General features: G+C 72.5%; 18 protein-coding genes and 4 tRNA genes. 13 read left to right on the plus strand and 9 right to left on the minus strand.

Annotated features, from left to right (window positions below):
* Positions 1–11: 11 nt before the first annotated feature.
* Positions 12–1,004 (minus strand): ABC transporter substrate-binding protein, encoded by a 993-nt coding sequence (locus ACWDRB_RS50250; RefSeq protein WP_449907006.1) that lies wholly within the window; start codon positions 1,002–1,004, stop codon positions 12–14.
* A 314-nt stretch (positions 1,005–1,318) separates the two neighbouring features.
* On the opposite strand from ACWDRB_RS50250, the gene ACWDRB_RS50255 reads away from it, so the two are divergent.
* The 3 genes from ACWDRB_RS50255 to ACWDRB_RS50265 are packed head-to-tail and all read left to right on the plus strand — an operon-like array spanning position 1,319 to position 4,971.
* Complete coding sequence (locus ACWDRB_RS50255; protein ID WP_449907010.1) at positions 1,319–4,174, plus strand: sensor histidine kinase; 2,856 nt, start codon at positions 1,319–1,321, stop codon at positions 4,172–4,174.
* Complete coding sequence (locus ACWDRB_RS50260; RefSeq protein WP_363973731.1) at positions 4,171–4,569, plus strand: roadblock/LC7 domain-containing protein; 399 nt, start codon at positions 4,171–4,173, stop codon at positions 4,567–4,569. The genes ACWDRB_RS50255 and ACWDRB_RS50260 overlap by 4 nt, the downstream gene beginning before the upstream one ends.
* A gap of 6 nt (positions 4,570–4,575) precedes the next feature.
* Positions 4,576–4,971, plus strand: a complete 396-nt coding sequence (locus tag ACWDRB_RS50265) for a DUF742 domain-containing protein (RefSeq protein ID WP_449907015.1) — start codon at positions 4,576–4,578, stop codon at positions 4,969–4,971.
* A 36-nt stretch (positions 4,972–5,007) separates the two neighbouring features.
* Here ACWDRB_RS50265 and ACWDRB_RS50270 read toward each other — a convergent pair whose 3' ends face one another.
* Both ACWDRB_RS50270 and ACWDRB_RS50275 read right to left on the minus strand, forming a co-directional pair.
* Entirely contained in the window at positions 5,008–6,078 is a 1,071-nt protein-coding gene (locus ACWDRB_RS50270; protein ID WP_449907018.1) for an adenylyl-sulfate kinase, read from the minus strand.
* Positions 6,079–6,135: 57 nt separating this feature from the next.
* Entirely contained in the window at positions 6,136–6,501 is a 366-nt protein-coding gene (locus ACWDRB_RS50275) for a YybH family protein (protein ID WP_449907020.1), read from the minus strand.
* A 71-nt stretch (positions 6,502–6,572) separates the two neighbouring features.
* Between ACWDRB_RS50275 and ACWDRB_RS50280 the strand changes: the two genes are divergently transcribed.
* Positions 6,573–7,490, plus strand: coding sequence for a LysR family transcriptional regulator (locus tag ACWDRB_RS50280; protein ID WP_350730601.1), 918 nt, complete (start codon positions 6,573–6,575; stop codon positions 7,488–7,490).
* Here the strand turns inward: ACWDRB_RS50280 and ACWDRB_RS50285 are convergent.
* A complete protein-coding gene (locus ACWDRB_RS50285; RefSeq protein WP_363973716.1) occupies positions 7,480–8,556 on the minus strand; it encodes an FAD-dependent oxidoreductase in 1,077 nt (358 codons plus the stop codon). The genes ACWDRB_RS50280 and ACWDRB_RS50285 overlap by 11 nt on opposite strands.
* An 86-nt stretch (positions 8,557–8,642) precedes the next feature.
* Between ACWDRB_RS50285 and ACWDRB_RS50290 the strand changes: the two genes are divergently transcribed.
* The gene (locus ACWDRB_RS50290; protein WP_449907024.1) at positions 8,643–9,329 is read left to right on the plus strand and encodes a TetR/AcrR family transcriptional regulator; all 687 of its coding nucleotides are present in this window, start codon (positions 8,643–8,645) and stop codon (positions 9,327–9,329) included.
* Here the strand turns inward: ACWDRB_RS50290 and ACWDRB_RS50295 are convergent.
* On the minus strand, positions 9,313–10,065 hold the full coding sequence (locus ACWDRB_RS50295) for a MerR family transcriptional regulator (protein ID WP_449907027.1): 753 nt from the start codon (positions 10,063–10,065) through the stop codon (positions 9,313–9,315). The two genes, ACWDRB_RS50290 and ACWDRB_RS50295, sit on opposite strands and share 17 nt — an antisense overlap.
* Positions 10,066–10,289: 224 nt before the next feature.
* Here ACWDRB_RS50295 and ACWDRB_RS50300 point away from each other — a divergent pair.
* From ACWDRB_RS50300 to ACWDRB_RS50320, 5 genes are all read left to right on the plus strand, one after another.
* A tRNA-Ala gene (locus tag ACWDRB_RS50300) sits at positions 10,290–10,360 on the plus strand.
* A 13-nt stretch (positions 10,361–10,373) separates the two neighbouring features.
* Positions 10,374–10,446, plus strand: a tRNA-Leu gene (locus tag ACWDRB_RS50305).
* A gap of 12 nt (positions 10,447–10,458) precedes the next feature.
* Positions 10,459–10,531 (plus strand) — tRNA-Glu (locus ACWDRB_RS50310).
* 39 nt (positions 10,532–10,570) lie between these two features.
* A tRNA-Tyr gene (locus ACWDRB_RS50315) sits at positions 10,571–10,652 on the plus strand.
* A gap of 241 nt (positions 10,653–10,893) precedes the next feature.
* The gene (locus ACWDRB_RS50320; RefSeq protein WP_449907030.1) at positions 10,894–11,715 is read left to right on the plus strand and encodes a nitroreductase/quinone reductase family protein; all 822 of its coding nucleotides are present in this window, start codon (positions 10,894–10,896) and stop codon (positions 11,713–11,715) included.
* Here the strand turns inward: ACWDRB_RS50320 and ACWDRB_RS50325 are convergent.
* Positions 11,676–12,434: a nucleotidyltransferase domain-containing protein gene (locus ACWDRB_RS50325; RefSeq protein WP_449907032.1), complete on the minus strand. Its 759-nt coding sequence runs from the start codon at positions 12,432–12,434 to the stop codon at positions 11,676–11,678. The two genes, ACWDRB_RS50320 and ACWDRB_RS50325, sit on opposite strands and share 40 nt — an antisense overlap.
* Positions 12,435–12,542: 108 nt before the next feature.
* On the opposite strand from ACWDRB_RS50325, the gene ACWDRB_RS50330 reads away from it, so the two are divergent.
* A complete protein-coding gene (locus ACWDRB_RS50330; protein WP_350730611.1) occupies positions 12,543–12,992 on the plus strand; it encodes a MarR family winged helix-turn-helix transcriptional regulator in 450 nt (149 codons plus the stop codon).
* 3 nt (positions 12,993–12,995) lie between these two features.
* Here ACWDRB_RS50330 and ACWDRB_RS50335 read toward each other — a convergent pair whose 3' ends face one another.
* Together ACWDRB_RS50335 and ACWDRB_RS50340 are read right to left on the minus strand one after the other, a co-directional pair.
* A complete protein-coding gene (locus ACWDRB_RS50335; RefSeq protein WP_449907036.1) occupies positions 12,996–13,649 on the minus strand; it encodes a response regulator transcription factor in 654 nt (217 codons plus the stop codon).
* On the minus strand, positions 13,637–14,752 hold the full coding sequence (locus ACWDRB_RS50340) for a sensor histidine kinase (protein WP_449907124.1): 1,116 nt from the start codon (positions 14,750–14,752) through the stop codon (positions 13,637–13,639). The genes ACWDRB_RS50335 and ACWDRB_RS50340 overlap by 13 nt, the downstream gene beginning before the upstream one ends.
* A 141-nt stretch (positions 14,753–14,893) precedes the next feature.
* Between ACWDRB_RS50340 and ACWDRB_RS50345 the strand changes: the two genes are divergently transcribed.
* Positions 14,894–15,271, plus strand: coding sequence for a DUF6069 family protein (locus ACWDRB_RS50345; RefSeq protein ID WP_449907039.1), 378 nt, complete (start codon positions 14,894–14,896; stop codon positions 15,269–15,271).
* 246 nt (positions 15,272–15,517) lie between these two features.
* Here the strand turns inward: ACWDRB_RS50345 and ACWDRB_RS50350 are convergent, their stop codons facing one another.
* The gene (locus ACWDRB_RS50350; RefSeq protein WP_449907041.1) at positions 15,518–16,264 is read right to left on the minus strand and encodes an NADPH-dependent F420 reductase; all 747 of its coding nucleotides are present in this window, start codon (positions 16,262–16,264) and stop codon (positions 15,518–15,520) included.
* A gap of 122 nt (positions 16,265–16,386) precedes the next feature.
* On the opposite strand from ACWDRB_RS50350, the gene ACWDRB_RS50355 reads away from it, so the two are divergent.
* On the plus strand, positions 16,387–17,259 hold the full coding sequence (locus tag ACWDRB_RS50355; protein WP_449907043.1) for a helix-turn-helix domain-containing protein: 873 nt from the start codon (positions 16,387–16,389) through the stop codon (positions 17,257–17,259).
* The last annotated feature ends 2 nt before the right edge of the window (positions 17,260–17,261 follow it).

Raw genomic sequence — 17,261 nt, forward strand, 5'->3', positions numbered from 1 at the left:
GGCCGGCGCGGCTAACCGGGTTGCGGAACGGGCTCGGGGACGACCATGGAGGCCACGTCCACCTTGGACTTCAGGTAGCCGAACTCGTACATCAGGTCGGCCACCCGCTGGATCCGCTTGGGGTTCAGCGAGGTCGGGAAGGTGCCCATCGCCATGGTCATCACCGCCTGCTTGGGCGTCTGCGTGTAGAGCGGGACGACCTCGGCCAGCTCGGCGCGGTTGGTGGCGGCCAGGCGCTGGGCCTTGGCGACCGCGCGCTGGAAGGCGGCGGTGGTCTTCGGGTGCTTGCTCACCCACTCCGCCGTGCCGGCCCAGCCGTCGATCGGCAGCGCGTCGGTCGGGCCGGTGTTGGTGTCGAGCAGCAGCCGGGCGCCGGCCTGCTGGGCCGCCGACAGGAACGGCTCCACCATCCAGGCCGCGTCCACCTTCTCGCTCGTCAGCGCGCCCAGCTGTGCCTGGAAATCGATGGCGACGAACTTCACCTGTTTCGGCGTTACTTCATACGCCTTCAAATGGGCGCTCATGGACATGGTGCCCAGGTTGTTCAGGGAGTTGACCGCGATCGTCTTGCCTTTGAGGTCTTTGGGGGTCTGCAGCGGGGAGTCCTTGCGTACCACGACGCCGGCGATGCCGGGCGCGCCCTGCAAAGTGTCTGAAAGGATCTTCAATTTGGCGGCGCCGCTGCCCTGGATGTTGATGAGGGAGACGTAGCTGCCCTTGAATATGTCGATGCCGCCGTTGAGGATCTTCGGCATGACCTGCTGCGGGGCCTGGATGATCTCCGTCTTGACGGTCAGGCCCTCGGCCTTGAAGAAGCCCTTGCGATCGGCGATGAACACCGGAGCCGAGGAGGGAGTGGGGCTGACGCCGATGGTCAGCGTGGTCTTCTCCAGGTCTCCCGGCGCGCCCGGGTTCGCCGCGGGGGTGCTGCCGCCGCCGCACCCGGCGAGGGCGACGGCGGCCAGGAACGCCAGGAACGCGCGAAAAGCAGAACCGGATTCCATTGAGGGTTTCTCCTTGGCGAGTCCACGCATCCGAAAGGCCGCCGGTGATCGTACAGCAGGATCTGCGGCAATTGCCATGAAATGTCATGAGTCATGACTCGGTGGAACATTACGGGTTGTCCAAAAGTGTCCTATTTCTGGCAACCTTGGGCAGATAGGAGGGATTCCAGGTCAATCGGCCATTCCAATGGAAGTCATGGTCTTTGTAAGGTTGGCCTACCTCGTCGGTGTGTGCTCAAATTGCTCTTCGTCTCATGGCGCACATCACGCGCCTCGCATGCCGGCGTGCGTTCAGGCGACAGAGTGGGGAGCCAGTGACGAAGCAACCGACCGCGCGCCGCCCTCGCCCCCGATTAGCGCACGTCCGCAGGAGGCAGAAGCGCAGGCTGCGACTGCGTGACTGGCGGGTGCGGGCGCGTCTCGTCGCCCTGATCCTCATCCCCACCGGGGTGGGCGTCGTGCTCGGAGCCCAGCAGGTGATCACCTCGTGGGCCGCGGCGGGCCAGTACCAGCGCGTGCTGGAGAAGGCCGAGCTCGGTGACACCGTCATCGAACTGACCCACCAGCTCGCCCGCGAGCGCGACCTCGCGGTCTACTACGTGGCCACCGGCCGTTCGGCCGCGCGCGCGGAGCCGCTGCGCCGGCAGTTCGCCCCCGTCGACGAGGCGGTCGCCGCCGTACGCGCGAAGGCCCAGGCGATCACCCCCGACCACGGCGAGAGCGCCTGGACCATCACCCAGCAGATGACCAGCCGCCTGCCGGAGATCCCCGCGACCCGCGGCATCGTGCAGTCCACCCAGTTGCTCGCGCTGCCGGCGCTGACCAAGTACTCCCAGATCATCAACGCCTTCCAGCAGTTCCACGACCAGATCGCCCAGGGCGGCGACCAGGAGGCCCTGGGCAACAGCGTCCGCGCGCTGGCAGCCCTGTCCAAGGCGCACGACGCCGCCTCGCAGCAGCGCGGCCTGCTCGCCGCGGTGGCCTCGGCGGGCCGCTTCCAGAGCGGCGAGCTCGAACGCTTCATGGCCGCACGGGCCCAGCAGGAGAGCGAGATCGCCGTGTTCAGGTCGGTGGCCACGCTGGACCAGCTGCAGACCTACGACGACACCGTCACCGGCACGCTGGTGGACCGCGCCGAGGCGATCAGACTGCGCGCGCTGGCCCAGGTCACCGAGGGCGGCCGGGTCGATCTCGACCCAGGCCGCGAGGACGACGCCGAGCGCTGGTTCGAGGCGATCAGCGGCACCGTGGACGGCATGTGGACCGTCCAGCGGCGGCTCGGCGAGTCGATCAACGTGCAGAGCCGCACGCTGCAGGACTCCGCGCGCCGCGACGCGCTGCTGGCCGCCACCTACAGCCTCCTGCTGCTGCTCGCGGTCCTGATGGTCACCGCCATCATGGCCCAGTCGCTGGTCAGGCCGCTGCGCCGACTGCGCACCGAGGCTCTGCACATCGCCGGGGTACGCCTGCCCCGGACCGTGCGCTCGCTGCACGAGGCCGGCGACGAGACCACCGTGGCCATCCCGCCCATCGGGGTCGACTCCCTGGACGAGGTCGGCGAGGTCGCGCGGGCCTTCGACGAGGTCCACCGCGAGGCCGTCCGGCTGGCCGGCGAGGAGTCCAGGCTGCGCGCCAACGTCAACGCCATGTTCGTCAGCCTGTCCAGGCGCAGCCAGACCCTGGTGCAGCGGCAGATCAAGCTCATCGACGGGCTGGAGCGGGGCGAGCAGGACGAGCAGCGGCTGGCCAGCCTGTTCACGCTCGACCACCTGGCCACACGCATGCGGCGCAACAACGAGAACCTGCTGCTCCTGGCCGGTCAGGAGCCTCCCAGGCGCTGGAACAAGCCGGTCAGCGTGGCCGACGTCGTACGCGCCTGCCTGTCGGAGGTGGAGAACTACGAGCGGGTCACGCCCCGGGTCGCCACCCGCAGCGCCGTCTCCGGGCAGGCGGTCAACGACATCATCCACCTGCTGGCCGAGCTGGTGGAGAACGCGCTGTCGTTCTCGCCCCAGACCACGTCCGTCGTCGTCACGGCCGCCGCCATCGAGGGCGGCGGCGCCGTGCTGTCCATCTCCGACAGCGGCATCGGCATGGTCCCCGGCGAGCTGGCGCAGGCCAACACGCGCCTGTCCAACGTGCCCACGGTGGACGTGTCGGTCTCGCGGCGCATGGGGCTGTTCGTGGTCGCCCGGCTGGCCCACCGCCACGGCATCCGGGTGCAGCTGCACCTCAACGACTCCAAGGGGCTGACCGCGACGGTGTTCCTGCCGGAGGCGCTGCTGCAGCCGCCCGCCCAGCCGACGCCGGCGGCCTCCTTCGGGCGGCCGTTCGACATCTCCGACTCCTGGGTCACCCCTCCCCCGCCCGTGGTCCCGTCCCCGCGGCCGTACTCGCCGGCCGTGGGGACAGGTTCGGCCGACTGGCCGTCGTTCGCCACCGATCCCGGGCCCGACAAGTCCTCGGCGGACTGGTCGGCGGCCTCCATCTGGCCGGGGATGTTCGACACGCCCGGGGCCAGGGCGCGCTTCGACCTCCTGCGCGGCGGCCCGGGCCCGGTCCCGGGAGGCCCGTCCTTCGACGGCGCGGCCCCAGGCCCGGTCCCGGACGGCCCGGCCTTCGGTGGCCCGATCCCAGGCCCGGTCCCGGGAAGCCCGGCGTTCGGTGGCACGGCGCCGGGCCCAATCGCGAGCGGCCCGATCGCCAACGGCCCGGTCCCGGACGGGGCCGTCCCCGCCAGGGCGATCTCCGTGGACCCGCTCGGCACGGGGCTGGGCGTCGCGCCCGTCCCCGACCCCGACGGCTACCTGCCGATCTTCGCGGCGGTGACGTCGGCCTGGTTCAACCACGACACCTCCGACGGCGCCTGGAGCTCGCCCCAGGCCGACGCCGGGTGGAGCGCGGCCGAGGCCGCCGCCAGCCCGGCCAACGACGGCACCACCGCCTCCGGCCTGCCCAAGCGCGTGCCCAAGGCCAATCTGGTGCCCGGCAGCGCCGACAATCCCTCGGTGCCCAAGGGCGTCGCCCCCATCCCGCAGATCTCGCCCGAGCAGGTCCGCGACCGCATGGCCAGCTACCAGCAGGGGTTCCGAGCGGCCCGCGACGACATCTGCATGCGCAGCATCCCTCCCTTCGATGCAGGGAGCACGACCCGCGAGGAAGGCCCATGACCCGCAACAGCAATCTCGACTGGCTGATCACCGACTTCGCCCGATCGGTCCCCGGCGTCGCCCACGCGGCGGTCGTCTCCTCCGACGGGTTGCCACTCGCCGTCTCGGCCGGCTTCCCGCCCGAACGCGCCGAGCAACTGGCCGCCGTCGCCTCGGGCCTGGCCAGCCTGACGCAGGGCGCGGCCACGCTGTTCGAGGGCGGGCCGGTCGTCCAGACTGCCATTGAGATGCAGCGCGGGCTCATGCTGAACGTGGCCATCAGCGACGGCTCCTGCCTGGCCGTGCTGGCCACCCCCGACTGCGACATGGGCGTGGTGGCGTACCAGATGACGCTCCTGGCCGACCGGGCCGGACAGGTGCTCACCCCGGCCCTTCGCGCCCGGCAGTCCTGGTGAGCGGACATGACCGACCCGCCCTGGAGCGGCGGCTGGCGGCCGCCGCCCGACCCCGACGAGCAGGACCCGGATTCGCCGGTCCGGCCGTACGCCGTCACCGGCGGGCGCACCGCGCCGCGCATCAAGCTGGCGATGGAGGCCCTGGTGTGCTCCGCCGACGCGCCGCCGCACACCTTCGCCCTGATCACGCCCGAGTACGCCGCCATCAGCGACCTGTGCCGGCAGGTCCGGTCGGTGGCCGAGGTGGCGGCGGTGCTGCAGATCCCGCTCGGGGTCGCCCGCGTGCTGATCGCCGACATGGCGGCCGAGGGGCTGCTGCACCTGTACCACCCGCGCCTGCCCGGCGGGCGGCCGGAGGCCGGCCTGCTGGAACGGGTGCTCAGCGGGCTGCAGCGGCTCTGAGCCCGGCGTCCACGGGCTGACGGCCGCCACGCCGACTCACGCGCCGGCGGGACGGCCCGGCCAGGCGGCCAGCACCTCTTCGGCGAGTTCCGCCGCCGACCGGCCGTCGGTGTCGAGGCGGAGGTCGCCCGCGCCGGCGCGCTCCAGGGCCTCGGCCTCACGGGCCGCCCGTTCGGCGGCCCGCCGCAGGGCGCCGGGATCCAGGCCCTTCAGCTCGTCGCCGGGGATGGCCGGCCCTCCGCCCTGCCCGCGCAGCATCACCCGTTCGGCCAGCGTGCCGGGGCCGGCGTGCAGGCGGCACACCGTCGGCGCGGCTCCGGGGAGGGAGTCCGCGTAGGTGTCGAGGCCGGCGTCGCCGGAGACGATCAGGCAGCGGGCTCCGGCGGCCCGGTAGCCGGACCACAGGGCGGCGAGGTTGCCCGCTCTGAGCCGCCGAGCGTCGTCGGTGACGGGACGGAGCACGCCGATCTGCTGGAGATCGACGTAGGCGGCCGGGACGCCGCTCCTGATGAGGCGCGAGAAGACCTCGTACGCGACCGTGGACTTGCCGACGGCGGTCGCGCCGGAGAACCACAGCACCGGCACCCGCGCGAGCGGCCATCCCCCGGCCCGGGCGAGGACCGTCCTGGCCGCCTCCGCGATCGAGAGCCCGTCGGTGTCCACGCACACGTCGGCGAAGTCCGTACGCTCCAGGGCCTCCGCATCCGCGATGGCCTGCTCGACCAGGTCGGGACGCCAGCCCCTGGCGAGGAAGCGCTCCTTGAGCTCGGCCTGGCCGACCCGCAGCCGGCACAGCGTCAGCGCGGCGTCCGGGAGCAGGCGGGTGTACTGGCGGACCTCTTCGTCGGTGAAGACGAAGCCCGACAGGACCACGCACTGGGCGCCTTCCCGGCGGAAGTTCGGCCACATCGCCGCCAGGTGGCGCGCCCGTACGGGGTGCGTGCCGCCCTCGGGGAGCGGGTGGCACATGCTGATCTGGTCGCCGTCGACGAACGCCGTCCTGACGCCGCTCCGGCTGAGCTGGGTGAACACCTCCCACCCGACCGTCGACTTGCCGACGCCCGACGGGCCGCAGAGCCACAGCAGGGGCAGACGATCATCGCTCATCCACGCGACCGTAGTCGGCCCCCGCCCTGCCCGGCGACCCCTTTTCTGAGGGCAGGGTCAGCGGGTGGGCGGGACGAACTCGGGCTGGTCGATCACGCGCAGCCAGCTCCCGTCCAGCTGGCGGCGTACGACCTGGGCCCGCGCTCCGGCCCCGTCCCTCGGCGGGGTGGAGGTGAGCGCGATGTCGCCGTGGATCAGCGTCGGCAGCGGCTGCTCGGGCTCGAAGTGCGGCCGTCCGGCCAGCACCTTCTCCCACAGCTCGCGGATCGCCTCCCGGCCCACCGTCTGGCTGCCCGGCGGGTAGGCCAGCACCGCGTCCTCCTCGTACAGCGCCGCCACTCCGGCCGCGTCACCGGCGTTGGACCGCTCGACGAACAGGCGGGTGATGTCCTCCGGCCGCATGGCCTTCTCGTATTCCGTCATGTTTTCCACCCTGCCCGGCCACCCACCAGAAGTCCAACAGATGGTTCTGATGGAAGCTAGAATCTCCGGTTATGGAACTGAGGCAGCTGGAGTACTTCGTCGCGGTCGCCGAGGAGCAGAACTTCACCCGGGCCGCCGAGCGGGTGCACATCAGCCAGTCCGGCGTCAGCGCCCAGATCCGCCAGCTCGAGCGCGAGCTCGGCGCCGAGCTGTTCGACCGCTCGGGCCGCACCGCGACGCTGACCGTCGCGGGCCGGGCGGCTCTGGAGCACGCCCGGGCCGCGCTCGCGGCGGCGGGGGCGGTCGGCGAGGCGGTGGGCGAGGTGACCGACCTGATCCGGGGGCGGCTCACGGTCGGGATGGTGATCGGCTGCACGGTCACGCCGCTGTTCGACGCGCTCGCCGCCTTCCACCGGGCGCATCCCGGCGTGGAGCTCTCCCTGCTGGAGGACAATTCGGACCGCCTCATCGACGGGGTCCGCGCCGGCACGATCGACCTGGCCCTGGTGGGCACGGCCACCGACGCCCTCGACGGGCTGGAGGCGCTCACGATCATCAGCGAGCGCCTCGTCGTGACCGTCCCGCCCGGCCACCCCCTGGCCGAGCTGCCCCAGGTCGGCCTGCGCGATCTGGAGGCGTACCCGATCGTGTGCATGCCGCCCGGCACGGGGTTGCGCGCGGTGTTCGACCGGGCCTGCGCCGCGCAGGGCCGCAGGCCCGTGATCGCCCTGCAGGCCAGCGCCGCCGACGCCATCGCCGACCTCGCCGCCCGCGGCGTCGCCGTCGGCGTCCTCAGCGACTCCATGGCCGCCCGCCACCGCGACCGGCTCGTCGCCCGCACCATCGCCGACGTCGAGGCGCCCGCCCTGCTGGCGCTGGTCTGGCGCACCGGCCACGGCCCGGCCGTACGGGAGCTCCTGGCCCGCGGCCGGCAGGCCTTCGGGACCCCTGCCTCGTCCGCCGTGACCACGGCGGCGATCAGCCGGTGAGCTCGCTGAAGAGACGCAGGGCCCCCTTGACGCCTTCCGGGGAGAAGAGGGCGTCGAGGCCGTCGGTGGCGAAGCGGGCCAGGCGCGCCGCACGGGGGAACATGACGCTCTCGTAGGCGCGGACCGCCGCGTCCACATCGGGCTCGGCGGCCAGGGCGTCGGCCAGCTCGGCGCCGTCGAGCATGGCGAGGTTGGCGCCCACGCCCAGCGGCGGCATCAGGTGGGCGGCGTCGCCCAGCAGCGTGCGGCCCGGGGTGTGCGGCCAGGAGTGGCCGACAGGCAGCGTGAACAGCGGGCGGGACTCGAACGGCTCGTCGGCCTCCAGCAGGAGCGCGCGTACGCTCTCCGCCCAGCCGTCGAACATCGACAGCACCTCGGAGACCGGCCGGTCCTGAGGACCACGGTAGGCGGCGTAGACGCGGATCCGGCCGTTGCTGTTGCGCTGGGCGAGCACGGCCTTGTCGGGGCCGTAGGCCGACATGGTGCCGTTGCCGACCATGCGCGCCAGCTCGGGGTGGCGGGCCTCCTCGAAGCCGGTCTCGACGAAGCTGACGCCGGTGTAGGCGGGCGTCACCTCCGACAGGCCGGGACGCACCCGGGACCAGGCCCCGTCCGCGCCCACGACCAGGTCGAACTCCTCGCTGGAGCCGTCAGGGAAGAGCACGCTCCGCCCGGCGGCCCCCTCCACGGCGTGGCCCCAGCGGATGGTGCCGTCGGCGAGCGAGCCGATGAGCAGGCCGCGCAGCTGCCCCCGGTCGATCTCCGGCATGCTCTCGTCGCCGTCGGCGGGCTGCTCGTGGTGGAGCAGGGTCCCGTGCTCGTCGTGGATCCGCTTCTCCTGCCCTTCCGGCCGGGCCAGCGCGCGGAACTCGTCGAGCAGCCCGGCCTTGGCCAGCGCGGTCTGCCCGGAGCCCGCGTGCATGTCGAGGGTGCCGCCTTGGGAGCGGGAATCGGGTGACGGCTCGCGTTCGAAGACGGTGACGGGCAGGCCGTGGACCTGCAGGACGCGGGCCAGGGTGAGGCCGCCGAGCCCGGCTCCGACGACGGCGATGCGGGGAGAGGTCATGGGACGATCCTTTCGATACAGTGTATTGGTCAATACACTGTATCGACGATAGACGGTGTATTCTCATTCCTCAAGGAGGTGAGCCCATGCTCGTCTGGGAGCGGCCCGAGCCGCCGGGCAGGCCCACGCCGAGCCCGCTGAGCAGGGAGCGGATCGTGCGCGCGGCCATCGACCTCGCCGACCGCGAGGGGCTCGACGCGGTGTCGCTGCGCAAGGTCGCCGCCGCGCTCGACGCGGGCCCCATGCGCCTGTACGGCTACCTGTCCACCAAGCAAGAGCTGCTGGACCTCATGGTGGACGAGGTGTACGGCGAGATCGTGCCGTCAGAGCCGCCCGGCGGCGACTGGCGGGCGGCGCTGCGGGATCTCGCCCGGCTCACCAGGCAGGCGGCGCTGCGCCACGAGTGGTTCGCCGACCTGCTGGGCGGGCGGCCCAATCTGGGGCCCAACGCGCTGGCTTACCTGGAGACCTCCCTGGCCGCGCTGGGGGACGTGCCGGTCACCACGGTGATGCGGGTCGTCGGCACCGTCAACGCGTACGTGATGGGCGCGGTCCGCCTCGAGATCACCGAGCGGCGGGCCGAGCGCGCCAGCGGCCTGGACGAGCGGGAGTGGCAGAGCACCGTCGGCCCGTACCTCACCCGGATGCTGGCCACCGGCCGCTACCCGGCGGTGGCCAGGGTCGTCACGGGCGACGACGTCCAGCCCGACTTCGACGAAGGTCTCGACTGGGTGCTCGACGGGGTCGCCCCGCGCGTCACCGGCGCGCCATGATCCGCATCGCCTGCCGTACGACCTCGGCCTGCGCGGGGGCGAGCCCGTCGAGGAACGGCTCGACCGCCGCCGGGTCCCAGTCGGGCTGGCCGGAGCCGGCCAGCAGGTGCACCACGCTGTAGTCGGCCAGCGACTCCGCCAGCGGCCCCACCCGGGGATCGTCCGGCGAGGCGTCGGCCAGCGCGTCGAGCCTGTGGTAGAAGTCGTGGCCGCGCGCCGTCGTCTCGGGGTCGGCGGCCAGCGCGTCGAACATCTCGAATGCCCGCTTCCGATCGCCACTCGTCGCCATGCTGTCCATCAGCACCAGCAGATCGCGGTCCCAGGCCGCCGCCTTCGAGGCCGGGAGCTCCACCGTGCGCAGGAACGCCAGCAGATCGGGCGATGAGGTGTCGTCGGGGCCCAGCGACCCGGCCTCGGCCTGCTTGAGCACCTCGGCCAGCCGCCGGCGGCGCAGCTGGATCTCGTGCTCCTGGCGGGCCAGGTCCGCGTCGATCTCGGCGAGGATGTCGGACAGCTCGCGGGAGCGGTCGTCCGCGATGACGTCGCGCGCCTCCTCCAGGCTCAGCCCGAGCTCCACCAGGCGCCGCACGCGGGCCAGGGCGATGGCGTCGCGCATGCCGTACTCGCGGTAGCCGTTGGCCAGGCGCGGCGGCTCCGGCAGGATGCCTTGCTGGTGGTAGTAGCGCACCGTCCGGGTGGACACCCCGAGCAGCGCGGCGAGCTCTCCGATCCGCATACCCCACGATAAATCAATGGCAGGCGCCGCTGCGCACCGGCTACTGTCAGGTTCGTCGGAAGAACGAAAGGAAAGGCCTCCCATGCGATTCGCAGCCGAACGCCACTATCGCCGGGGCGCGGCGTACGGCGGCGCGCTCGCGCCGGCCGGGCGGCTTTCTGGGTAATCCCCCGTCAGGATTCTCCAGGGGCCGCCGGGCAATCCACCGGGCGGCCTTTCTCTTTGGGCTGATGGTGAAAAGGCATCACACCTGCCTTGCAAGCAGGAGTTCAGGTTTCGAGATCCTGTCGGTCCACGTCAGCACCGGCACGTCCGTAGCCCAATGGCAGAGGCACCGGTCTAAGGAACCGGACGGTGCGGGTTCGAATCCCGCCGGACGTACGTAAGAAAAAGGCCCCGTTGGTCCAGCGGTCAGGACGCCCGGCTTTCACCCGGGAAATCGCCGGTTCGAGTCCGGTACGGGGTACGGCCTGCCGTTTATCGGCCCGAAAAAACCATCGGCAATGCGCGAGCTGGGCACATTGGTGAGCCCACCCGGCTGTAGACCGGACGCCTCGGCTGTGGCGGTTCGACTCCGTCCTCGCGCACTTCCTCCGGGCGAGTTGACATCCGTCGCGGATCAACGTGTAATGGCCGTCGCGTCGCGTGACGCCGGCCGTGCGGACGGCGGCGGCATGGAGGCGCCGAAACCAAAGGGGATGAGGCCGATGACTTCTCACATCGCTGGGCTTGCCTGAACGCAGCTGACCCGCGCACGTCGTTCCGGCGTGCTCTGACGGGTTTCCCAGGTCATCGAAGAACCCATCCTTCTTTGGAGCGAATACACGCATGCCCATTGACTTCAACCAGCAGATCATCGACGAGTTCCGGGCCAACGGCGGCCAGGTCGGCGGCATGTTCGAGGGAGCCAGGCTGCTCCTTCTGACGACCGTCGGAGCGCGCACGGGCGCGCGCCACACGACGCCGCTCGGCTACCTGCCCGACGGCGAGCGCAACCTGATCATCGCCTCGGCCGGCGGCGCGCCTAGGCACCCGGCGTGGTACCACAACCTGGTCGCCAACCCGCAGGTCGGCGTGGAGGACGGCGTCTTCACCTACCAGGCGAAGGCGGTCGTGCTGGAGGGCGAGGAACGCGACCGGATGTTCGCCCGCGCCGTGGAGGCCGACCCCGGCTGGGGGCGGTACCAGGAGAACGCGGGCCGCGTCCTGCCCGTGGTCGCGCTCCTCCCGATCTTCGACGGGCCGCCACCGGGCCGCCTGGGCGACGCGCTCAAGCTGGTGCACGACGCCTTCCGCAGGGAGCTGGCCCGCATCCGCACCGAGGTCGCCCGGTCGGGCCCGCACCTCGGCGCGCAGCTGCGCGTCAACTGCCTGACCATGTGCAACAACCTGCACGAGCACCACACGCGCGAGGACGGCTCCGTCTTCCCCGCGGTGGAGGGGCGCTATCCGGAGCTGGAGCCGGTGATGGCCCGGCTGCGCGCCGAGCACGAGACCGTCCAGCGGCTGCTGGAAGAGCTCCAGACGCTCCTCCGCGACGACGACCTGTCCCCCGGCACGCTGCTGGCGGAGGTCGAACGGCTCACCCGCGAGGTCGAGGCCCACCTCGACTACGAGGAGGAATACCTCGTACCGCTGCTGAACGGCTGATCCCCCACGACGGGTGGCGAGGTCCGCGGGTCCCAGTGGGCGATGCGGACCTCGCGCAGCCACGCTTCGACCGTCGCCTCATCGGGCTGGTCGGGCAGCGGCGTGCGCACGGTGTCGAACGCCTCCTCGGTGGCCGCCAGGAGGACTTGGGCCTCTTCCAGGCTGCCGGCGGCGACCCTCTCCCCGAAGGCGCGGATCGCCTCGGGGTCGGGGAGCCGGATCGGCAGGTGGCCGGTCTCGTACAGCTCTCGCCCCTGGTGCAGGAGGCGGGCGAGGTGGCGGGCATGCTTGCTGGTCCGCTTGCGGGTGTCGGCCGAGAACGAGCCGTCGCCGCGCTGGTCGAGGCGTTTGAACTGCTGGGTGGCGTACCCGAGGTAGGCGTTGCGGACCCGCGGGCCGGACAGGAACGCGGTCCTGATGGCGATGAGCTGGTCGCCGAGCGGGGTGCGGGTCTCGTACAGGTCGTCGGGCAGCCAGACCAGCTCCATCACGGTCGGGTTGCCACCCAGCGCGAGCGAGCACCACTTGCCGACCTCGTGGAGCGAGCGGTCGGGGTTCGTCTGGACGATGCTCTCCTTGGGCCGGGACAGGCCGACCATGTCCAGCGTGGGGGTGGCGAAGACGCCGAGCCGGTCGACGTCGGAGTCGGGCCCCGCCAGGCCATAGGCGGTGGAGCCGACGACTCCGGCGAGCAGCACGTTGCTGGGGGTGTTGGTCACGGGATGCCCTTCGAGTCGCGCGCTTCCGTCGAAGATAGGGCAAATGATCAAATTTTGCGGCCGTTCGTGGGTCAGCGCAGCTCAAACAAGATTCGGTATGTTCTCGGCGTGGACGACACCTCGCGCGACGATCTCGACGTGGACGCCTTCACCACGGCGATCGAGCACTTCAACCGCTTCTACATCCGGCTCCCCGTGCTGGAGAAGCTGCCGTTCACCACGCTGTCGGTGCTGGACACCCTCGCGTTCAGCGACGGCCCGATGCGGCTGACCGACCTGACCAGGACCGAGCAGGTCAGCCAGCCCGGCATCACCCAGCTCATCACCCGACTGGAGCGCGACGGCCTGGTGGAGCGCCGCCCCGACCCGACCGACGGCCGCGCCGTGCTCGTCCACATCACCGAGGCCGGCCGCCGGATCGGCCGCTCCCGCCACGACGACCGCACCCGCCACCTGGCCCCGCTCATGGCCCGGCTGACCCCCGAACAGCGCCGCGCGATCGCCGCCGCCCTGCCCGCCCTGACCCGCCTCGCGGACCTCGGCCACGAAAGCCCCTGATGCTCAGGCGAGGCCCGCGTCGTGGGCGAGGAGCGCGATCTGGGTGCGATTGTCCAGGTCGAGCTTGGTGAGGATGTTGGACACGTGCGCCTTCACCGTCGTGATGCCCATGGCGAGCTCCGCGGAGATGTCCGCGTTCGTCCGGCCGCGCCCGATCGCGAGGGCGACCTCGTACTCGCGAGGGGTGAGGGCGGCCAGCGCTGCGCGGGCCCGCTCGTAGGCCCCGGCCTGGGCGACGGTGCGCTCCATCAGCCGCCGGGTGATGCGCGGGGACAGGATCGGCTCGCCCGCCGCGACCCGGGTGACCGCCTCCACGATCTGCGGCGGCGGGGTGTCCTTGAGCAGGAACCCGCTGGCGCCGGCGCGCAGCGCGTGCAGGATGTTCTCGTCGGTGTCGAAGGTGGTCAGCACGATCACCTCCGGCGGACGGGCGCGGGCGCGGAGCCGGCGGGTGGCGGCGATGCCGTCCAGCCGCGGCATCCGCAGGTCCATGAGCACGACGTCGGGCGCGTGGGCGTCGGTGGCGGTGATGGCCTCCTGGCCGTCGGCCGCCTCGCCGACGACCGCGATGCCCGCGGCGCCGTCCAGCATCATGGACAGCCCGGCACGGACCAGGGCGTCGTCGTCGACCAGGAGCACGCGGATCACGCGGGCCATGGTAGCCAGGCCTGGAGCCGGAACCGCCCCTCGGTGCTCTGGTGGTCCAGTTGCCCGCCGGCCAGCCGTACCCGTTCGGTGAGCCCGACCAGGCCGACGCCGCTGCCGGGGGTGGTCGGCACCGAGCCGGGCGGGGGCAGCGGGTTGCTGACGTCGATCAGCAGGCGCGTGCCGGGAGCGCCGCGCAGCAGCACCTCCACCGGCTGGCCGGGGGCGTGCTTGCGGGCGTTGGTCAGCCCCTCCTGAACGACCCGGTAGCCGGTCCGTCCGGCGGCGGGCGGGGCGGCGCCGCCGGTCTCGTCGCTGACCTGTACGTCCTGACCGGCGTGGCGCGCTTCGGCGACCAACCGCGCCAGGTCGGCCAGCGTGGGCTGGGGTTCGAGCTCGTCCAGGAGGTCGTCCTCCTCGCGCAGCAGGCCGATCACCTGGCGCAGCTCCTCCAGCGCCTGGTGGACGCCGGAGCGGACCACCCCGGCGGCCCGGGCGAGCTGGTCGGGCGAGGAGTCGGGCCGGTACTCCAGCGCCCCCGCGTGGGTGGCCACCAGCGACAGGCGGTGGGCCAGTACGTCGTGCATCTCCCTGGCGAGCCGGCGGCGCTCGGCCATGCGGGCCTCGGCGACGCGCCTGCCCTGCTCGGCTTCGGCGCGGCGGGCGCGTTCGTGCAGCGAGATGAGCAGGGCGCGGCGGGAACGGGCCAGCGCGCCCCAGCCGAGCAGCGCGCCGTACGCGGCGCAGATCAGCAGCAGCCACCAGCCGAGGGAGATGCCGGAGTTCGGCCGCCACAGCCCCTGGACCAGGTGGGCCGCCATGCCCGTCGCCGCCACCGCCGCCGCGACGGGGAAGCGCCTGCGCTGGGCCACCTGCAGCGCCCCCGTCGTCGCCGCCGGCGTGGCCACCGGGGAGACCACGGCGAGCAGGGCGGCGGCGAGCGCGCCGGAGACCGGCCACCACAGCTGGGCGAGCGCCGCGACCAGGCTCAACACCGCGACCGCGACATCCGGCCAGAGCAACGGCCCGTCGCTCTGCCCCCACAGCGTCACGCCGGTCAGGCCGCCCACCCCGAGGGCCATGACCGCCACGGCCAGGGGCTGCTGGGGTCGCATCTTGCTCACCGGCCAAAGGTTAGTCGCCGGTACGAAGGAGCCATCACCTACTAAAGGAGGACCCGTACCCCACCGGGGACGGACAGAGCGCGACCGCGGGCCCGATGTGGCGACCCGCCCGGGCAGGCGAGGCTGAGCGGCGTGAACACCTCCCTCAGAAGACTGCTCCTCACCGTGATCGGCGCGCCCGCGGCCGCCCTGGCCGTGTGGGCCCTGGCGGTGCCACTGTCCGGCGCCGCACTGACCGTGCGGGCGGGCGGCGGCACGCAGACCGTCGGCCCGGTATCGGTCATCGTCGCGAGCCTGGTGGCCGGGCTCGCGGGCTGGGCGCTGCTGGCCGTGCTGGAACGGCGGGCCGCCCGGCCCGGCCGCGTCTGGACGATCACCGCCCTGGTCGTGCTCGTCCTGTCCCTGTTCGGCCCGCTCGGCAGCGCCGTCGGTCTCGCCACGACGCTGGTGTTGATGCTGTTGCACCTGGTCGTCGGCGCCGTGATCGTCGCGGGGCTGGCGCGGCGATGAACCTGCCCTACGGGTACCTGACCTCGCCGATCATCGCGGGGCGGCGGCCCTGACCATGGCGGGCCTGGTCCGGGTGGCCTGGCGCGGCCACCGCTCCCGGCCCGCCGGGGCCCCGGTCCTGATCCACCTGCACGGCGGCCCCTACTACGGCGAGGGTCCGCGCACCTCGCCCCTTGCCCACGTCCGGCGGGACGCGCCGCCGTCGTCAACGCCGTCGAGGCGTTCAGCGCGATGAGCCTTCAGGGGTCAGCCGGCGCTCGGGAGCCTCGCCTCGCCCGCCGATCGGCGGACCGTGGTCTCGACGAGCTCGCCGACCTGCGCCGCGGGGACGGCGATGCCGGGGTTCCGGAGGGTCCAGCGGAGGAAGTCCTCCACGCTCATGGCGGGTAGTTCGCCGAGGTAGGGCTGGATGTAGACCGGGGTGTTCGGTTCGCTGCGCCAGCTGTCGGCGAGCGTGCCGATGTCCACCGCGTCATGACCGAGCACGTCCAGCAGCCGGGTGGCCTCTGCCTTGGCCTCCGCGTCGTCGCCGGCGATGGGCAGGGCACTGCGGTCGGGCGCGCCCGCGGGCCGGGCGAGAGTGAACAGCTGGTGCGGGGTGATGTTGTTGAAGGCCTTGACCACCCGGGAGCCCGCGAGGTGGCGCTGCATGAGGGCGCTGGAGGTCAGTTCGCCCGCGTCGAGTTCGGCCAGGTGGCCGTCCCGCTCGGGGTAGTAGTTCGACGTGTCGAGCACCGTCTTGCCGGTCAGGGCGCCGGTCGGCAACTGGTCGCAGGCTTTCAGCGGGATGGCCGCCACCACCAGGTCCGCGGCGCGTGCCGCCTCCGCCGGTGTGGCCGCCCGGGCACGTCCGCCCAGCTCGGCGACGAGATCGGCGAGCGTTTCCGGCCCTCGCGAATTGCTGAGGACGACCTCGAGGCCGGCCGCGACGGCCAGGCGGGCGACGGAAGAGCCGATCATTCCGCTCCCGATGAGTCCGAGCGTCTGGGACACCGTTCATCTCCAATGCGTTCAGGTGGGTGACTCGCCTGACAGCCTGGAGCCCCCGCGGCCGCCCGGCCAGGCCCGTGTCCTGCGTACTCACGGCGTGATCACCCACGGCATAGGGTGGTCGCGTGAACGACCGGACCGAGCTGAGCGAGTTCCTCAAATCGCGCCGTGCCCGGCTGCGCCCCGAGGACGTGGGGCTGCGTGACTACGGCGGGACGCGCCGGGTCGCGGGGCTGCGGCGCGAGGAGCTGGCCCGGCTCGCGGGGGTGAGCATCGCCCACTACACGCGCCTGGAACAGGGCAAAGGCGACAGCGTCTCCGACGAGATCCTGGACGCCGTCGGCGCGGCGTTGCGCCTGGACCGCGACGAGCTGACCTACCTGCACCGGATCGCCCGGCCGCCCCTGGCGTGCGAGGGTGGCGCGGCCGCGGTGCCTGCGAGCCTGCGTTATCTGCTGGAGTCGTTCGTGATGACGCCGGCGCTGGTGGTCGGCCGGCACACCCAGATCGTCGGCTGGAACCGGCTCGCGGTGGCGGTGTTCGGCGACTTCCCCGCGCTGCCGGCGGACCGCCGGACGCTCTCGCACCTGCTGTTCACCGAGCCCCACCTGCGCGAGCTGCACCGCACCGGCTGGGAGGGGGCGGCGCGCGAGCAGGTGGCGCACCTGCGGGTCCTGCTCGGGCGCTATCGCGGGGACGCCGGGCTCGCGGCGCACGTCGACGAGATGCGGGAGCTGAGCGCGGACTTCGCGCGGATGTGGGCCGAGCACCCGGTCGCGCGGGTCCGGTCCCGGACGTACGTGCTGCACCACCCGGTCGTGGGCGAGCTGACCCTGCACGGCGAGCTCATCGCGCTGCCCGACGAGCCGGCGTGCTGCGGGCTGGACCTGTTCGCCGCCGAGCCGGGCTCGGCTTCCGAGCAGGCGCTGCGGGAGCTCGCGAGTCCGGGCGCGGCCTCCGAGCCGGTGGTGGTGCCGGCGCGGCCGTCCGCCGTGTGAGC

The sequence above is a fragment of the Nonomuraea sp. NPDC003707 genome (assembly GCF_053587055.1).

What these genes read in the sequence shown, in the direction of transcription:
- ACWDRB_RS50265 (WP_449907015.1), top strand. Translation starts at nt 4,576, where the DNA reads ATGACCGACCCGCCCTGGAGCGGCGGCTGGCGGCCGCCGCCCGACCCC.
- ACWDRB_RS50280 (WP_350730601.1), top strand. Translation starts at nt 6,573, where the DNA reads ATGGAACTGAGGCAGCTGGAGTACTTCGTCGCGGTCGCCGAGGAGCAG.
- ACWDRB_RS50260 (WP_363973731.1), top strand. Translation starts at nt 4,171, where the DNA reads ATGACCCGCAACAGCAATCTCGACTGGCTGATCACCGACTTCGCCCGA.
- ACWDRB_RS50320 (WP_449907030.1), top strand. Translation starts at nt 10,894, where the DNA reads ATGCCCATTGACTTCAACCAGCAGATCATCGACGAGTTCCGGGCCAAC.
- ACWDRB_RS50270 (WP_449907018.1), bottom strand. Translation starts at nt 6,078, where the DNA reads ATGAGCGATGATCGTCTGCCCCTGCTGTGGCTCTGCGGCCCGTCGGGC.
- ACWDRB_RS50340 (WP_449907124.1), bottom strand. Translation starts at nt 14,752, where the DNA reads ATGCGACCCCAGCAGCCCCTGGCCGTGGCGGTCATGGCCCTCGGGGTG.
- ACWDRB_RS50290 (WP_449907024.1), top strand. Translation starts at nt 8,643, where the DNA reads ATGCTCGTCTGGGAGCGGCCCGAGCCGCCGGGCAGGCCCACGCCGAGC.
- ACWDRB_RS50335 (WP_449907036.1), bottom strand. Translation starts at nt 13,649, where the DNA reads ATGGCCCGCGTGATCCGCGTGCTCCTGGTCGACGACGACGCCCTGGTC.
- ACWDRB_RS50285 (WP_363973716.1), bottom strand. Translation starts at nt 8,556, where the DNA reads ATGACCTCTCCCCGCATCGCCGTCGTCGGAGCCGGGCTCGGCGGCCTC.
- ACWDRB_RS50275 (WP_449907020.1), bottom strand. Translation starts at nt 6,501, where the DNA reads ATGACGGAATACGAGAAGGCCATGCGGCCGGAGGACATCACCCGCCTG.
- ACWDRB_RS50295 (WP_449907027.1), bottom strand. Translation starts at nt 10,065, where the DNA reads ATGCGGATCGGAGAGCTCGCCGCGCTGCTCGGGGTGTCCACCCGGACG.
- ACWDRB_RS50250 (WP_449907006.1), bottom strand. Translation starts at nt 1,004, where the DNA reads ATGGAATCCGGTTCTGCTTTTCGCGCGTTCCTGGCGTTCCTGGCCGCC.